The 15,726-nt window shown below is 41.4% G+C and carries 14 protein-coding genes; 2 read left to right on the forward strand and 12 right to left on the reverse strand.

Going from position 1 to position 15,726, the window contains the following annotated elements; all coding sequences use genetic code 11:
• Positions 1 to 3: 3 nt before the first annotated feature.
• On the reverse strand, positions 4 to 681 hold the full coding sequence (locus G608_RS0103745) for an epoxyqueuosine reductase QueH (RefSeq protein WP_026494903.1): 678 nt from the start codon (positions 679 to 681) through the stop codon (positions 4 to 6).
• A 146-nt stretch (positions 682 to 827) separates the two neighbouring features.
• Between G608_RS0103745 and G608_RS0103750 the strand changes: the two genes are divergently transcribed.
• Positions 828 to 1,295 carry a GNAT family N-acetyltransferase gene (locus G608_RS0103750; RefSeq protein WP_026494904.1) on the forward strand — a complete coding sequence of 156 codons (468 nt, stop codon included), beginning with the start codon at positions 828 to 830 and terminating at the stop codon, positions 1,293 to 1,295.
• Positions 1,296 to 1,351: 56 nt separating this feature from the next.
• Here the strand turns inward: G608_RS0103750 and G608_RS22180 are convergent, their stop codons facing one another.
• The 11 genes from G608_RS22180 to G608_RS0103810 all read right to left on the reverse strand — a co-directional run bounded on the left by G608_RS22180 (position 1,352) and on the right by G608_RS0103810 (position 14,975).
• Positions 1,352 to 2,623 carry a glycoside hydrolase family 25 protein gene (locus tag G608_RS22180; protein ID WP_051208797.1) on the reverse strand — a complete coding sequence of 424 codons (1,272 nt, stop codon included), beginning with the start codon at positions 2,621 to 2,623 and terminating at the stop codon, positions 1,352 to 1,354.
• The gene (locus G608_RS19775; protein ID WP_051208799.1) at positions 2,620 to 4,218 is read right to left on the reverse strand and encodes a CapA family protein; all 1,599 of its coding nucleotides are present in this window, start codon (positions 4,216 to 4,218) and stop codon (positions 2,620 to 2,622) included. The genes G608_RS22180 and G608_RS19775 overlap by 4 nt, the downstream gene beginning before the upstream one ends.
• Complete coding sequence (locus G608_RS0103765) at positions 4,211 to 4,849, reverse strand: RNA polymerase sigma factor (protein ID WP_242829327.1); 639 nt, start codon at positions 4,847 to 4,849, stop codon at positions 4,211 to 4,213. Before G608_RS0103765 ends, G608_RS19775 begins: the two co-directional genes overlap by 8 nt.
• A 79-nt stretch (positions 4,850 to 4,928) precedes the next feature.
• Positions 4,929 to 6,656, reverse strand: coding sequence for a vWA domain-containing protein (locus G608_RS0103770; protein ID WP_026494906.1), 1,728 nt, complete (start codon positions 6,654 to 6,656; stop codon positions 4,929 to 4,931).
• A 131-nt stretch (positions 6,657 to 6,787) separates the two neighbouring features.
• Positions 6,788 to 7,060 (reverse strand): leucine-rich repeat protein, encoded by a 273-nt coding sequence (locus G608_RS0103775; protein WP_026494907.1) that lies wholly within the window; start codon positions 7,058 to 7,060, stop codon positions 6,788 to 6,790.
• Complete coding sequence (locus tag G608_RS0103780; RefSeq protein WP_035794627.1) at positions 7,061 to 7,540, reverse strand: NUDIX hydrolase; 480 nt, start codon at positions 7,538 to 7,540, stop codon at positions 7,061 to 7,063.
• Between the two features lie 66 nt (positions 7,541 to 7,606).
• Complete coding sequence (locus G608_RS0103785) at positions 7,607 to 8,977, reverse strand: sodium-dependent transporter (RefSeq protein ID WP_026494909.1); 1,371 nt, start codon at positions 8,975 to 8,977, stop codon at positions 7,607 to 7,609.
• Between the two features lie 195 nt (positions 8,978 to 9,172).
• The gene (locus G608_RS0103790; protein WP_026494910.1) at positions 9,173 to 11,032 is read right to left on the reverse strand and encodes a leucine-rich repeat domain-containing protein; all 1,860 of its coding nucleotides are present in this window, start codon (positions 11,030 to 11,032) and stop codon (positions 9,173 to 9,175) included.
• 336 nt (positions 11,033 to 11,368) lie between these two features.
• Entirely contained in the window at positions 11,369 to 12,835 is a 1,467-nt protein-coding gene (locus tag G608_RS0103800) for a leucine-rich repeat domain-containing protein (RefSeq protein ID WP_026494912.1), read from the reverse strand.
• 146 nt (positions 12,836 to 12,981) lie between these two features.
• A complete protein-coding gene (locus tag G608_RS0103805) occupies positions 12,982 to 13,989 on the reverse strand; it encodes a GTP-binding protein (protein WP_026494913.1) in 1,008 nt (335 codons plus the stop codon).
• The gene (locus G608_RS0103810; protein WP_026494914.1) at positions 13,989 to 14,975 is read right to left on the reverse strand and encodes a dipeptidase; all 987 of its coding nucleotides are present in this window, start codon (positions 14,973 to 14,975) and stop codon (positions 13,989 to 13,991) included. The genes G608_RS0103805 and G608_RS0103810 overlap by 1 nt, the downstream gene beginning before the upstream one ends.
• A gap of 120 nt (positions 14,976 to 15,095) precedes the next feature.
• Between G608_RS0103810 and G608_RS0103815 the strand changes: the two genes are divergently transcribed.
• A complete protein-coding gene (locus tag G608_RS0103815; protein ID WP_026494915.1) occupies positions 15,096 to 15,659 on the forward strand; it encodes a TIGR01440 family protein in 564 nt (187 codons plus the stop codon).
• The last annotated feature ends 67 nt before the right edge of the window (positions 15,660 to 15,726 follow it).

The following is a 15,726-nucleotide window of genomic DNA, read 5'->3' on the forward strand; positions in this document are numbered from 1 at the left end:
ACCTTAACTTTCTTTTTCCGCAAGACGCTGCAATCTTGAAAACTCGCAGCCGCAAAAGTCCTGTCTGTATAAGTCAAACTTACGAGACAGCTCTATAGATCTCTTATAGCCTTCTTTTTTCTTAAAATCCGATGGCAGGAAAAATGTGCCATGCTTCTTAGCCATTTCGTTACCGATTCTGTTTAGCCTGTCGGCATCCTTAAGGGGCGATATGGTAAGGGTTGTCGTGAAAAAATCAAAGTCCTTCTCGGCAGCAACCTTTGCGCTCTCCTCAAGTCTGAGTTCAAAGCACTTAGTACATCTGTCGCCTCCCTCAGGACAGCTTTCCAAGCCCTTCACCGCATCAAGGAAATCCTTCACCACATAGTCGCCTTCTATAATCTCTATCTTCCTTGCGGATAAATCGGAATTCATCCCTTCAAAATCACCTATTTCCACCTGCCTGTTATATTCGGCAATAAGGCGCTTCTCCTCCTCTACACGTTTCCTGTACTCAGGCTCATTCATGATATTGGGGTTGTAATAAAACACCGTTATATCAAAATACTGCCTAAGATACTCAAGACAATAGGATGAGCAAGGCGCGCAGCAGGCATGTAAAAGAAGACTCGGTATCCTGCCTTCCTTTTGGAATTCTTCTATTTTTTTTTCAAGCTCTTTTGCATAATTTACTTTATTCATTTTCTTTTTTCATTTATACTCATAATAATTCGAGAAAAAACTCATACAAAATTACTATACCACAAACCACTAAATCTTGCTTTAGTTCTTTGCACAATCACAAGATTATGTGCCGCGTCAAACATTTACAACAGGGAGATTTCACCATGAATTTTAGAAAAGCAGAAGAAAAAGACATACCTCAGATGCACGAATTGCTAAGACAGGTCAACCTGGTTCACCATATAGGAAGACCTGATCTTTTCAAAAAGGCCAATAAGTATAATGACGAGGAGCTTAAGGAGATTCTTAAGGATAGCACAAGACCGATCTTTGCCGCAGTTAATGACGAGGACGTGATGCTTGGCTATGCCTTCTGCGTGCACCAGCAGCATATAGATGATCAGCTTCTTACGGATGTAAAGACGCTGTATATCGATGATCTTTGTGTGGATGAAAATGCCAGAGGTCAGCATGTTGGAAAAAGCCTCTACGAATATGTTCTTTCCTGGGCAAAAGAAAATGGCTATTACAACGTGACTCTGAATGTGTGGAACTGCAATGAAGGTGCCATGAAATTCTATGAGTCACTTGGCATGAAGCCCTATAAAGTAGGAATGGAGCAGATTTTATAAGCATCTGCTCCATTTTACATTTTCACAAATATGTAATTATTCTTTTTTCCCGGATGTCATTCTGCAGGAATAAGCTGGATATCAAGGTCCACCATACCATCGACTCCCGGGACCTTACCGGTATTTGAATACTGCCAGAAGGAAAAATAGTAGGGTGTTTGCGGTTTTTCTTCATAGTCCGCATACCAGATGGGATAGTCGGACAGCTGATAAAGATCGAGCTTAAAGGCCTCCCATAACATATTGCAGTAGATCATGGGCTGGTAGCCCGCATCCTCCATTATTTGACAAAATGTAACAGCGTTCTCCGTAAACTGCTCAGCTGAAACATAATCCGTTCTGGCATTTGCGTTAAGTATGCTTTCGGGATCATAAACTACAGGAAGCTCTATATCGTAATCTTCAAGTGCATTCAGCACAAGCTCCGCTTCTTCCCTTGCTTCGTCCGTGTTTATCGCCTGTGAGAAAATATAAACTCCCACATCAAGACCCGCATCATGGGCAGCCTCGATGTACTGCCTGTAGTTCTTATCTTCTCTTAGAATTCCCTCAGCGCCGTAGCCTCTGTAGCCCACGCGGATAATTACAAAATCTATTCCGGATTCCTTAACAGCATTAAAATCTATCTCGCCATCGTGATGTGATATATCAATTCCAAGGCGGTATCTGTAGCTTTTATCTCCCTCGTATTTGATATATCTTCCGTTTTCCTTGAAGCAGTCAAGGATATAGTCATGCTTTCTGACGTCGGGATCAATCTCCACCTGATACTGCTCCTGATACACATCCACAAAATTAAGGACCTCAGGCTCATTCCCCTGTCTTGCCTGATAGCCCATGGCGATATCATCATCCTCTTCGGAGCTTTGGACTGTTTCCTTGTTTTCCTGCTCATTAGAAGCATTGCTACCGGCATCATTGCTACCATTCTGACCTGCATCATCAGTTTTCTTAGAATCAACGGTATTGTCCTTACTGCTGCCAGCATCAGACTTTAAGGCTTCATCCTCATCCTCATCAAGATTTATGGGCTTTTCTATGTTGTTTTTTGGTGTCACAACAAAAGGATTCTGGGTTCCGGGATTTTCTCTCTGCTCTGCTGATCCATCCTTGATTATACCTTCGGATTCACCCTTTATTATGTCTTCCGTACGAACCGCAAGGCTTGCCTTAATGTCTGTCTCGGGCTCCTGCTCTTCTACCACCTCCGTGGTCTGAGTCTTCCTCTTTTCCATGGTATGGTTGAAGACACCGATTCCGATTCCGAGAAGTATAAGCGTCAGGATGATGCCCACATATATTGTTAATAGACTATTCTTTACATTCATTTCCAGATATTCCCCCAAATTTCATTACACAGTTTAACAAGGTACTCTCTGGAGAATGAAGGATCCTGAGTCCTTATCTCATTCTCAGAAGCTAAAGCGTCAGTGTAATCAGAAAGCGGATAAACAGTTACATTCTGAGGGCCGCTCTCAACGTGGCAGACAACTGCTCTCACAGAATAATCCGATACCGCAATGTCGCCATTTTCATCCCTTGAAATAGTTACATTCGCCATACCTCCAAGCATGCGATTAGCGGTTCCGTCTCCTGTACCCGATGTCCAGTTCACGAAATTACCAAGTGAATAATAAACGAGCATGTCGCCATCGCCGTGATTATTGGTGATCCCATCCTTATTTTCAGTGATAAGCTCTATAGGCTCGATAACATGAGGATGTGTTCCAAGGACAAGGTCAGCACCATTTTTCCTGAAAACATCGGTCCATTTTTCCTGACTCTTGTCTATGCCAAGCTTGTATTCCGTTCCCCAGTGAGGACATACAACAGTGAAATCTGCGTTGTCTTCCGCGTATTTAAGGTCTGCAGCTACCTTGTTCTCATCAAGGGTATCAACTATATGCGGCATATCGGAGGGAGCTGATATACCGTTTGTTCCAAAGGTGTAATTAAGTATCGCGATCCTGATACCATCCTTTTCAATGATATCTATGTTCTCATACTCATCCTCAGTTTCGTTGATTCCAACAACAGTGATCTCAGGATGATTTTCCTCCCAATAATTTGTGGTATTCAGGATTCCCTTTTTGCCCTTATCAAGTGCATGGTTGGTGGCATGACATATAACGTCAAAGCCTGCATTTACAAGCGCATCTCCTATAGCATAGGGAGCATTGAAAGCAGGATAGCCGGAAACTCCAAGCTCCTCACCGCCAATGATCACCTCCTGGTTGACCATTGCAATGTCCGCTGCGCTTATTTCATCCTTTGTATGCTCAAAGATAAAGTCGAAGTTGTAGTCACCGTTTGTAGTCTTGGCTGCTTCCTCAACAGGTGTGTGAAGGAGAATATCTCCAACCATGAGAAGAGTTATGCCGTTTTCTGAAGTCGCAGCTGCAGTCCCTTCCTCAGCTTCTTCTATAGCATAAGAGGCTTCGTCATTATTGTCCGCCTTATCCTCACTGCTATCCTTGGTAGCCTCTGTTTCGTAGGCTGCACCCTCTTCCATTTCAGCATCATCAGTTTCGTAGGTGGCTTCCTCCGTCCATGCGGAAGCTTCTGTCTCGTAGGCTTCCTCAGTTGCTGTAGCCGCTTCCTCGTAGGTGGCAGATTCCATGGTGGATGAATTCTTTAGTCCGACAGTCCTTATTACACCGTAAGCCCCTGCTGCCACCAGAGCAAATACTGCTGCCTTTGTGGCAAAGCTCGTTACGAATTTGATGATCTCGGCTGAACCGGGCTTTTCCTTTTTCTTATTATCGAAGTTCTTATCTTCTACATCCGGCTCCGATTCGCTGCTATCCTTAAAGATTGGCCCCTGATCAGCTGCCTTCGCCTGTGCTTCAATATTCTTAAGGATTCGGTTTTTCATCTCCTCGGAGACTTCGATATTTTCCATGATTTCATTATACTTACTCAAAATCGTATGCCTCCTTCAGAATATTTTTAAGCTGCAGTCTGCCTCTGTTTAAGTCAGATCTGACAGTTGACTCGTTTCTTTTAAGAATCAGTGCTATGTCCTTTGTAGAATAACCCTCCTCGTAAAAAAGATGTATTACTTCTCTGTATTTGTCAGGGAGCTGCTTTACCGCATCCCAGATAAAGCTCAGATCTTCCTTGTTCTCAGCTATAAGCTCCTCTGAGAGCTCATCCGCTTTTCTGATATTGAGATAATCAATCTTATTCTTGCTGAGATTGACTGCTACTGTAAGGAGCCATGCCTTCTCATGCTTTTCATTTTCAAATGCGGGTGTGGTTTTGATATATCTGATCAGCGTATCCTGCAAAATATCCTCGGCATCACTCATGTTGTGAAGATAGGAATATGCCAGTCTCAAAATTGAATTGCCGTATTTATCAAGATATCTTCCGGCATTTTTTGCTGCTTCCTCACTGCTAATGACTGCGGTTTTCGTGCTTTCTTCTATGCCATCTGCCATGAAAAGAATTCTGATCTTCTTATGCAGATTAGCTGCTGCCATCTTCAGTGCGTAGCGCGCATCATCAATGATTTCAAATATGATGTTCCTATGCAGTACGCATGTCCCCATGTTAACTCTCCCCTAAGGAAAGGCAGCCTTTATCTGAAGCTGCCCTTCCGCTAAATTCCACTGCATAGTATAACACGTATTATGAGCGCTTTGCCATCATTCTTACCAGCTGGTTGAACTCATCCCTGTACTCATCTCTTGTGGAGAGCTTTTTGTAGTTATCGAGGATGTCATCATAGGATGCTGTTCCCTTGAACTGGCTGTCGCCAAGGATCATTGCAAACTCAGCAACCATGCCTGCAAATCTGATGTTCTCGCTGCCGTTGTTATCATAAGCGCTGTCATTTACTACGATAGAGAAAAGCTTGGACTTATCTGCATCGGGCTCCTTGTAGCGAACACTCACTGTTGCGTACTCATCGCTGAACTCTGTAGCGCATGTATCCACATTTGTTTTTCCATTCTGATACTTAAGTGAAATCTCTCCCTTGCTGCCTACGGGGATGATCTCATAAAGAGCTACTACGCTGTGGCCTGCTCCGATCTCGCCGCCGTCCTTTGTATCATCATTAAAATCTGCATCATCCATAATTCTGTTTTCATAACCGATAAGTCTGTATGCATTTACTCTTCCGGGATTGAACTCTACCTGGTACTTAACGTCCTTTGCGATCGTGATAAGTGTTGTGCCCATCTCATCAACCAGAACCTTTTTGCCCTCATAGAAGCTGTCGATGTATGAATAGTTGCCATTACCGCAATCGGCCAGCTTTTCAAGTCTGTCATCCTTGTAGTTGCCATCGCCAAAGCCTAGAACTGATAAGAAAACTCCATCATCCTTCTTGCCTTCAATGAAGCGCTCAAGCTCTGCAGGGCTTGAAATACCTACGTTGAGGTCACCGTCTGTTGCAAGGATAACTCTGTTTATTCCGTTTTCGATGTAATTGTCCTTAGCTATCTCATAAGCCTTCTGTATGCCTGCTTCGCCGTTTGTGCAGCCCTCAGCTACAAGACTGTCGATGGCCTTCTTAAGCTTTTTCTTATTGGACATGCTCTCACCTGAAAGAACAACTTTCTCGCATCCGGAATAGGTGACGATTGATATTGTTCCTTTGTCAGGAAGGTTGTCCACAAGCTCCTTGAAGCTCTTCTGTAAAAGAGGGAGCTTATCCTCGTCGCTCATGGAGCCCGATACATCAATAAGGAAAACCAGGTTGCTCATGGGTGCTTCCTCAAGGTCTGTCTCCCTTGTTTTCATGCCTACAAACATCAGCTCGTGATCCTCGTTCCAGGGGCACTTTGAAATCTCTGTGGTGATGCCAAATTTCTCTCCTGCTCCCGGGCTATTGAGGTTATATGAAAAATAGTTGATGAACTCCTCGGGTCTTACTGCCTGGGTGTTTATCTCATTAAGTGTGTAGCCATCCTCGATCATTCTGCGAATGTTGGTGTAGGATGCTGTGTCCACATCTGCCGCAAAGGTTGAAAGAGGATTTGTTGCTACAAGGTTGTAGCCGTTCTCTTCAGGCTTGTCGTAGGACTCTGTGTTAGGCTCTGTGTAAAAATAATCAGGATAGTAGCTGTAAACATCTGTGCATTCCTCCGCAGCTTCGCAGTCGAAGGTCTCCTCGGTGTTGCTGCCAAAAAGGCTCTTTGCGCTGCCAACCGGTGCGTAGGATTCTGAAGGCTCTGCCTCAGTGCAGGCATATTCATCTGCATTATCTCCATAGTACTGTGTTGTGGTTTCTGAAGCTGTAGCAGGGCTCTCAGTCGCTGCTGTTTCAGATGCTTTTCCGCAGCCGTAAAGGCTTCCTGTTAAAACTGTTCCACATAAAATAACCGGTGCAAATCTCATTTTTCTACTCATAACTTTCTCCCTCCGTTTAGAGCTTTATTTTTGCTGTTCTACTCTATATACAGATGGGCATCGAAAAATGTTGCACCGGTTATAAAAATTTTTTTACTTTTTTATTTGATTTTGAATCTCTTCAGTAAAAATCAGCCTTTCTTGAATTTGAACTTAGCGTTCTTAGCTCCTGCCTTCTTGATCATCTTAACTGCATTATCGTAGGTTTTCTTATCCTTGCAGATAATAGTGATGGTCGCCTTACTGCTTATACCCTTAAAGCTCTTTGCGCCAACACTCTTAAGATCATTGGCGTTAATTGTTATTTTCTTCAGATTTTCGCAGTCGGTGAATGCTCCTGCGCAAATCTTCTGTATGGGGGCACTTATAAGTACAGAACAGAATTGAACATATTTTATAAACATTTAACCATTGCGCTGTACCAGATTTTTACCATCAAGCACTGCTTCCGTCAGCTTATCACCGTCGTAAGTCAGCTTTAGTGAAAAGAAGGGCTGCTCCGGATTGCTGATAAGCTTTAGGAAAATCAGATCTCCCTCCCAGAGGTTGAGCTTACTTACAGCTTCCATGGGTACCCATTCAAGAGTGCCCTCATCACAGTCTTTTAATTCACCCTCAAAATCATCCGAGGTAAAAAGGCACATATACTCTGTGAGGTCTCCGGCGCAAAAGGTCACAATCGCTCTAAACCTTGCTGATCTGAGAGTCAGTCCCGTCTCTTCAAGGACTTCTCTTTTTACGCAGTCATCAGGGCTCTCACCCTTTTCAAGATGACCTCCCGGGGCTATCCACTTGCCCACATTTATATCGTTCTTTTTCTTTACGCGATGAAGCATCAGGTATTTGCCTTCATGCTCGATGTAACAAAGAGTTGTGATTTCCATTTTGATCTCCTATAAAAAACGCCACAGACAGTATCAATTTTACTATCTGTGGCAACAATAAACAAATCAAAAACTTATAAGTCCAAGAACAGATGCAACTGAACTGAACAGAATGATGATTACGAAAAGCGGGCAAAGGTATTTGATCATAAATCCAAATATAGCTCTTCTTCTGAAAGGATGACCATTCTGCATAACCTCTTCATCAATCTTACTAAGTCCCATGTGATAAACTACCAAGATACAGGTAGCAAATGCTGCAATAGGCATCATCACAGAGTTTGTAAGGAAATCAAAGAAATCAAGGAACTGCATACCAAATATAGTCACATTAGCAAGAGGACCGTTTCCAAGTGATGAAAGACTTCCAAGTATGATCATGACAACTGCCATTACAACTGTGCCCTTTCTTCTGCTCCATCCAAACTCATCGGAAAAAGTAGAAACGCAGCTCTCTGTAAGAGCGATGGCACTTGTTACAGCTGCAAAAAGTACAAGGGCAAAGAAAAGAACTCCTATATATCTTCCAAAGCCCATGCTTGCAAAAATCTTAGGCATGGTAATGAACATAAGTGAAGGGCCTGCCTTAAGTGTCTCAGGATCTCCGCCCGAAAAAGCAAATACAGCAGGGATGATCATAAGGCTTGCAAGTATAGCGATGGCAGTATCGAAGAACTCTACCTGTCTTGTTGAATCCTCAATGCTTACCTCATCTTTTACATAGGAACCAAAGGTAATAAGGATACCCATAGCAATTGAAAGTGAGTAAAACATCTGTCCCATGGCAGAAACCACTGTCATCCATGAGAAGTTCTCCATGTTAGGTACAAGCATGTACTTAACGCCTTCAAGAGCTCCGGGACGTGTAACGGAATACACGCAGATAACAATTGCCAATACCACAAGTATAGGCATCATGAATTTTGATACTCTCTCAATACCGTTTCTAACACCCATGAAAATAACTATTAAAACCATGAGCATGAAAACAATAAACCAAATCTCAGCTTCTGCACCGTTTGAGATAAAGTCCACAAAAAATGTGTCAGTAGCAATGTCCTTCGCTTCACTTCTAAAGTATTCAAATAAGTATTTGCAAACCCACCCGCCGATAACCGAGTAGTAAGGTACGATCAGCATAGGGATTATAGCATTCATCCATCCGCCAAGTCGCATTGCATTAGTTCCGCCAAGGGATCTGAATGCACTTACAGGACTCTTTTTCGTAGTGCGTCCTATTGCTGTCTCAGCGATGATCATTGTGTAACCAAAAGTAAGTGCAAGAACTATATATACGAGAAGGAAAATTCCTCCGCCATATTTTGCACAAAGATAAGGGAATCTCCAAATATTTCCCAAACCTACAGATGCTCCCGCAGCAGCGAGCACAAAACCAATTTTTCCTGAAAATGAGCTGCGATGTTCGTGTTCCAAAATCAAATGTCCTCCTGTCAAAAACAATATCGGATAACATTATATCAGATAGAGTTTCTTTTTCATAGAAAAATATAGTTTAGTATATATTTCAAATAAAAAGAGGGATTAGCTCATTATCTAAAGCGAATACCCTCTCTTTTTATCACTTAGTTTCTATTGTCACGAGAATATACTAAGCATTTTAATTGTCTTTAATTACTTGGTAATCTTTGAACCATTGTCTCTCTTACCCTTTAAGAGCTTGGTGTAAGAAGGAATTGATTTCTTAGGAACCTTGAAGGATGCACCCTTCTTAATCTTCTTAAATGCCTTGGAACCAATCTTCTTTACTTTCTGTCCCTTGAAGGTAACCTTCTTAAGCTTAGGACAATTGAAGAATGCCTTCTTGCCAATCTTTGCAACGTTCTTACCGATTGTAACCTTTGTAAGATTCTTGCAGCCTGTAAATGCGCTGTCACCAATCTCTGTGATGCTATTACCTATTGTAAGGCTCTTTATAGCACTTCCCTTAAAGGCGTTATTTGCAATCCTTGTTACAGCGTAGCTCTTGCCACCGATGGTAACATTAGCAGGAACACTGAAGTTACCTGTTGTTGTACTTGCTGTCGAAAGAGTTGCATTTTCTCCATCAATCTTATAAGTTGCGTTGTTTAATGTAACCTCTGTCTCTGCTACAGGATCCTCAACCTTTTGGGTTTCTTCCTGCTTCTTAGCAGATTCTTCCTGTTTGTTCTGCTCTGAAGTTTCTGAAGCCTGCTTCTTGAACTTGAATTTAAGAGGAGTGTAATATCCGTCACCATCATTTTCAGCAAATTTTTTTGCTTTTTCATTCAGTTCAAGAGCAAATTCATCTCCACAATCACAGGTATCAAGCTGACTGATTATAAGTTTATTATTCTTAATCGCAACTGCGATATCATACTTATCATCGTTTGAATTTAAATTGTAGAATACCAAATTGCCTTCAGAAACTTTCTGATCTGAAAAGGAAATCTGCTCAGGTAAACCATAATTTCCCCTATCTGATGCTAATACGAGCGTATCATACAGAAACAATGCATAAGCGTACTGTGTGTCGTTATTAAGATTAAATAAAAAATCACCTTTATTAAAATCGATTGATAATTCACCCATGTTATATTGCAGTTCATACATATATATGTATACTGTACTATAATACTCGCTTCCAGTCTCATCTAAAGCTTGCTTTTCCTCCCCTGTCAGTTTCAAAGTCCAACCAGGTGAATCAGTAAGGGCATAAAGTTCACTGAATACATAGTAATTATCGTACTTTGTTACAGTAAAATCATACTTATTATCCCTATCCATATCGAAAGACATCTCTACAACCTGACTGCCGGAAGAAGTATATTTTTTAACTTGTGAGCCTATCCTGCCTGCATCGGCTGCGGCATTTAAGGCATTTACAATTCTCTCTGCGATTACTTTTTCCTCATCGCTTTTATACTCTACATCACCCACAGTTAAGTCTAAAGTACACTCGCCCTGATCCTTGGATTTTGCAAGTTTATAACTATAGTTGAAGCTTTCACCTGTATTTACCCTGATGGGCGACATGGGTAAAGTTATACAATCTTCTCCCTCTCGTGGAATGATAGTAGTATAAGGCCAATTAAATTCTTTATTACTATAATTCGTTAAAGACTTAACTTCCACCTTGCAGCTATAGGCCGTGCCTTTCTGAAAAGCATTTTGGGGTATCAACAGCCTATTTGAAGCATAGTTTTCCCCACTGGAAATCCTGAATAGAAAAGTCACCACGTATTTACGATTTCCAACCGTCTTCACACATCTAGCTTCAACGCTGGTATCGCCCAATGTGTAACTTACAGTTGTATCATCGGTGGCCTTAACCACCCTTTCCACATATTCTCTAAACTTCTCCCCGCTCTTGAATTTGTAAAGTGATAACGTGACTGCCGTCTCACTCTCATCTATAACCACCCCATCATCTGCTGCATATGCTCTGATTCCCACAGTGCAAAATAGCAGCATAAACGCTAATGACAAATACAACGACAATTTTCTTAACATAACCCTTCCTCCTGTTTTATTACGGGTAAAATATTGTTTTTCTTTTTTCATCCCCGTAATTTTTAGCCATTTTTCCGCCATTCTTACGTGGATGAATCTCATTTCTCTAAGCACCCCCGTAATCCTGAGCCTTTTTTCCGCCAATCTTACGTGGATAAATCACATTTTCCCATTCATCCCCGTAATCCACTTCACCATTTCCTGATTTTCTTACGTGGATAAATATTGTTTTTTCACGATACCCACGTAATTCAAAACAGCAACTGTAAAAAACTAAAAAGCAGCTAATGATTGACCGACCTTCCATAAATCATTTGACACTACCAAAAACACCTCTTACTGAATTTTGGAACCTGAATCCCTCTTACCCTTCAAAAGCTTGGTGTAAGAAGAAAGCACTTTCTTCGGAACCTTGAATGATGCCCCTTTCTTTATCTTCTTGAAGGCCTTGGAACCAACCTTCTTTACCTTGTTGCCTTTGAAGGTAACCTTCTTAAGCTTAGAGCAGTTATAGAATGCCTTCTTACCAATCTTTGTAACATTCTTACCGATTGTAGCCTTTGTAAGATTCTTGCAGCCTGTAAATGCGCTGTCACCAATCTCTGTGATGCTATTACCTATTGTAAGGCTCTTTATAGCACTTCCCTTAAAGGCGTTATTTGCAATCTTTGTTACAGCGTAGCTCTTACCACCGATAGTAACATTTGCAGGAACACTGAAATTCCCTGCTGCAGTGGTTGCTGCTGTAACAGTAGCATTTTCACTATCAATCTTGTAGGTTGCATTGTTTATGGTGACTTCTGTTTCAGCTACAGGCTCTTCAACCTTCTTAGGCTCTTCCTGTTTCTGTGGTGTTTCATTGGTTACTTCTGCCGTTTTTTCTTTATCGAAAACAAAGGTCAAAGGACTGAAATACTGGATTCCCTTGTTGTCAAAGTCCTTTGCGGCATGGCTGTTTATCTTAAGTTCTACACTTCCTTTGCAGCTGCAGGTATCAAGCTTTTTAAACTCAAGGCCTACACTCTTTCTGGTAATGCCGACATCATATTTTCCATCATTATTGACGTCAACCTTTAAAGGCAGACTATTCTTTATATCCCTGGTTTCTTTATCAAATCTGATCTTATCAATATTATTAAGAGTATTAACAACACGCTCTTCATCTATTGGTGCAAAATGGTCAGAACTAACGAAGATAAAGTTTTCTTCGCTGAGATCCATGGTATAAGGTCCTTCACACATGAGTGATCCTGTGTCGTCGGGAACAGTGAAGGTATAATAGAAAAACATTTCCCCTAACTCATTTGCATCTGCTTCTTTTGTATCATAAACCAGGAATCTATTATCCTGATCACAGAACTTAAGTGTACAATGATCCCATATTTTTTCAGAGTCTACAACCGGGTCGCCCCATTCATCTAATTTACGTGTCTGAGCAAAAATTTGGATTCTGCCGGTATAAGTCTGACCTGCTTGAAGCGTATCTATTTTATTTCCATTTTCTCCATAAAAATATTCTGTATCTTTTCCCACACTAAGATCCACATAAATACTACATATACCCTCCATGTGATTTTGCTTATAATACACTTTAACTGAGTGGGGCTCCTCAGTATTATCAGGAATCAGCTCCCAAATATGCATACCTTCCTTAGGCTTAAGAAGCGGTAGAGTTACAACTCTGTTAACAAAGTCAACCTTAAACTTATCTCCTTCTGCTGCGTGTGTATTAACGGAAACTGTTGCGAATAACATAAAGAACGATAACAAGAACATTAGTGAAAACTTTTTCAAACCAGACATATTAAATTACCCCCTTTTCCAACATGAATTATAGCTAAAAAAGAGGGGGTATATACTACGAATTATGAACAGATTCGTGCATAACTCGTACTTGACAATAATATTTCTTTGTGATTTTGCTTATGCATTCTTAATAAATATTTTGATTATAGTGAAACCTGCGAGCAGTAATCCTTAAAAATATCATTTATGTAAGCTTTATCAAGAGCTTCTCCGATGATGATAAGGACGTTTTTGCTACTGACAATGGGAGTTAAACTTATTTCCTTTTCAGTGGCATTAAGCTCTGCCTGAGAGTTCTCACCGGTTTTTACAAAGCCCTTTATTCTGATTACGTGTCCTGCCTTTTCATCCTTAAACAGAGATGTAGCTGTTTCTCTAAGCTTATCCTCAGGCATCGCCACATCAAAATAAAACAGAGGATTATACTGCTCATCTTCTATAGGAAGCTTTACATAGGAGGCGTGTCTGTATCCGGCTTTTTCTATGTTTTCAAAATCAGAATCTGTCAGGTCAGAAAAGCTTTTAGCAATGAAGTGTTTTTCCGGCGAAAACCAAAATTCGTCCTTATCGCCTTTAGGCTCATTAGCAGGAGCTTTGGATTTACCGGAGCATCCAAGTCCAAACTCAGCCATTATCTCATTTATTTTGCCCATGACATTTTGGGCATCAGTATCCTGTGAAAGCTTACTGAGAACTATTTTCCCTGCACAGGCTATCTCTGACATGAACAGATATCTTGATACACCAGAAAGCTCGCTTACACTCTTAGCATCCACGATAGAGATAACGTTGCCAATCTCATACCATCTATCAAGGGGTTCATCGTAGAGTACGTCAAAGAATTCATCCACGTCATAGATTCCTGAAGGCTCGATTATCACTCTGTCATAACCACTCATACCCATGGAAATAAGCTTGGTTCGAAATCGCCTTCTGTGAGCTTCTTTTCCATCGCCGCCAACTATCATCTCCAGATTACAGTTATCTCCGTAAAGGTCCTGAAGGAGCACCATGTCCACGTTTACTGCGCCGTAGTCATTCTCTATTATGCAGATTTTCTCACCCTTATTAAGAAGATACCTGGCATATTCCCTTATAAAAGTAGTTTTTCCTGATCCAAGAAAGCCTGTTACCAAATCTATTTTTACCATCAGATGCTCTCCAATACTCTCATTACATTTTCACTTGCAAACTTATCAAGAACCGAAGAAGAAAGCCCTTTCTTTGAAAGAATATCAAATAAAAGGTCCATTTCCTCAGGATGCTTTATCTCAATATCGCCGTGTATTCCGTCAAAATCGGTGCCAAGAGCTATGATATCCTCGCCTCCGACCTTATACATATGAAGTACATGTGAAGCGATAAATTCAGCTTTGGACTTTGGATCGCCCTCCCCTATATTCACGAATTCGGGAGCAAAATTAACTCCTGCTACGCCTCCCTTTGAGGCTATGATTTTTATCATTTCATCAGTCAGATTTCTTTGATGGTCTGTCAGCACTCTGCAGCTCGAGTGAGATGCTATAAAGGGCTTTTTGCATGTCTTTGCAACGTCAAAGAATCCGCCGTCCGATAAATGTGATACGTCCACAAGAATGCCAAGTCTGTTCATCTCTTCCACTGCTTCAAAGCCAAAGGTTTTAAGCCCCTTTTCCATAATGCTCTTATCTGCAGAGTTGGGATATCCAAGACAGTTCTCACCGTTCCAGGTAAGTCCGATGGCACGAACGCCGTCGTCATAGACACTTCTTAGCTTATCAAGACTTCCGTTTAAAAATCTTCCATCTTCAAGTGTGAGCATAGCCGATGCCTTGCCTGCCGCCTTATTTTTCCTGACATCCTCTGCACTTAATGCAATCGCTATTGAATCTGAATGCTTCTCTACCTGTGAATAGAGAATGCTTTTAAGCTCGCTGTAATACTCATCATCAGATGGAATCTCTCTGGTAAATCCCGCCTGCTTTTTAGTCTCCTCATCAAGCTCCGGTATAAAAAATACTGCAAAAAACTGCAGCAGCTGCCCTGCCTTGATCATATTTGAAATACTCTGCATACCCTGACCCTCAAAGAGCCTCTCTTCCCCTTCAAAAAAGGCCTTCATCAAAGTATCGCAATGCATATCCGCATACGCTCTCATACTCTCCTCCATTTGGTTATATTAAATTAGTTGTTTTTGGGTTATATTTATAATACAAAATTGAGAATATAATATTACACAACTTCTATAATACTACATTACATCAGAAGGAGCATTACAATGAATTTTGAAGAAATTACAGCCCAGAGCAGACAGGCAGTTACAGAAATACTTGAAGCAGCTAACCTTAAGAAAGGTTCCATTTTTGTCATCGGTTGCTCATCCAGTGAAGTCCTTGGCGATCAGATCGGTACCGCCACAAACGTGGATGTGGCAAATGCCGTATATGACGGAATAATCCCCGTACTTAAAGAACACGGAATATATGCAGCTGCCCAGTGCTGCGAACATCTAAACAGAGCTCTCGTAGTTGAACGTGAAACTATGGAAAAATATGACTTCGAGCAGGTCAACGCCATTCCTCAGCCCAATCATGCTGGTGGCGCCCTGGGAACAGTATGCTATCAGAGATTCGATGATCCGGTTCTTGTTGAAAGCCTTAACTACAAGGCAGATGCAGGAATTGATATTGGCGGCACCATGATAGGAATGCACATGCACAGCGTCGTAGTACCCATGCGCATATCTCTTCGTAAGATTGGCGCAGCGCCCATAATCTGTGCACGTCACAGGCCCAAATATGTAGGTGGTCAGAGAGCCATCTATGATGAAAATCTCATGTGAAAATTAAAGAAGGGTGCAACCTTCAAGGTACCAAAGAAAGTGCTCTCCTCTTACACCAAACTTCTTA

This window comes from Butyrivibrio sp. WCD3002 (genome assembly GCF_000424265.1).
In the GTDB taxonomy this organism is placed as follows: domain Bacteria; phylum Bacillota; class Clostridia; order Lachnospirales; family Lachnospiraceae; genus Butyrivibrio.

Coding starts and splice junctions, on each gene's coding strand:
- G608_RS0103765 (WP_242829327.1), bottom strand. CDS start 4,849: ATGGGGACATGCGTACTGCATAGGAACATCATATTTGAAATCATTGAT.
- G608_RS0103815 (WP_026494915.1), top strand. CDS start 15,096: ATGAATTTTGAAGAAATTACAGCCCAGAGCAGACAGGCAGTTACAGAA.
- G608_RS0103750 (WP_026494904.1), top strand. CDS start 828: ATGAATTTTAGAAAAGCAGAAGAAAAAGACATACCTCAGATGCACGAA.
- G608_RS0103810 (WP_026494914.1), bottom strand. CDS start 14,975: ATGAGAGCGTATGCGGATATGCATTGCGATACTTTGATGAAGGCCTTT.
- G608_RS0103780 (WP_035794627.1), bottom strand. CDS start 7,540: ATGGAAATCACAACTCTTTGTTACATCGAGCATGAAGGCAAATACCTG.
- G608_RS0103775 (WP_026494907.1), bottom strand. CDS start 7,060: ATGTTTATAAAATATGTTCAATTCTGTTCTGTACTTATAAGTGCCCCC.
- G608_RS22180 (WP_051208797.1), bottom strand. CDS start 2,623: ATGAATGTAAAGAATAGTCTATTAACAATATATGTGGGCATCATCCTG.
- G608_RS0103745 (WP_026494903.1), bottom strand. CDS start 681: ATGAATAAAGTAAATTATGCAAAAGAGCTTGAAAAAAAAATAGAAGAA.
- G608_RS0103770 (WP_026494906.1), bottom strand. CDS start 6,656: ATGAGTAGAAAAATGAGATTTGCACCGGTTATTTTATGTGGAACAGTT.
- G608_RS0103800 (WP_026494912.1), bottom strand. CDS start 12,835: ATGTCTGGTTTGAAAAAGTTTTCACTAATGTTCTTGTTATCGTTCTTT.
- G608_RS0103790 (WP_026494910.1), bottom strand. CDS start 11,032: ATGTTAAGAAAATTGTCGTTGTATTTGTCATTAGCGTTTATGCTGCTA.
- G608_RS0103805 (WP_026494913.1), bottom strand. CDS start 13,989: ATGGTAAAAATAGATTTGGTAACAGGCTTTCTTGGATCAGGAAAAACT.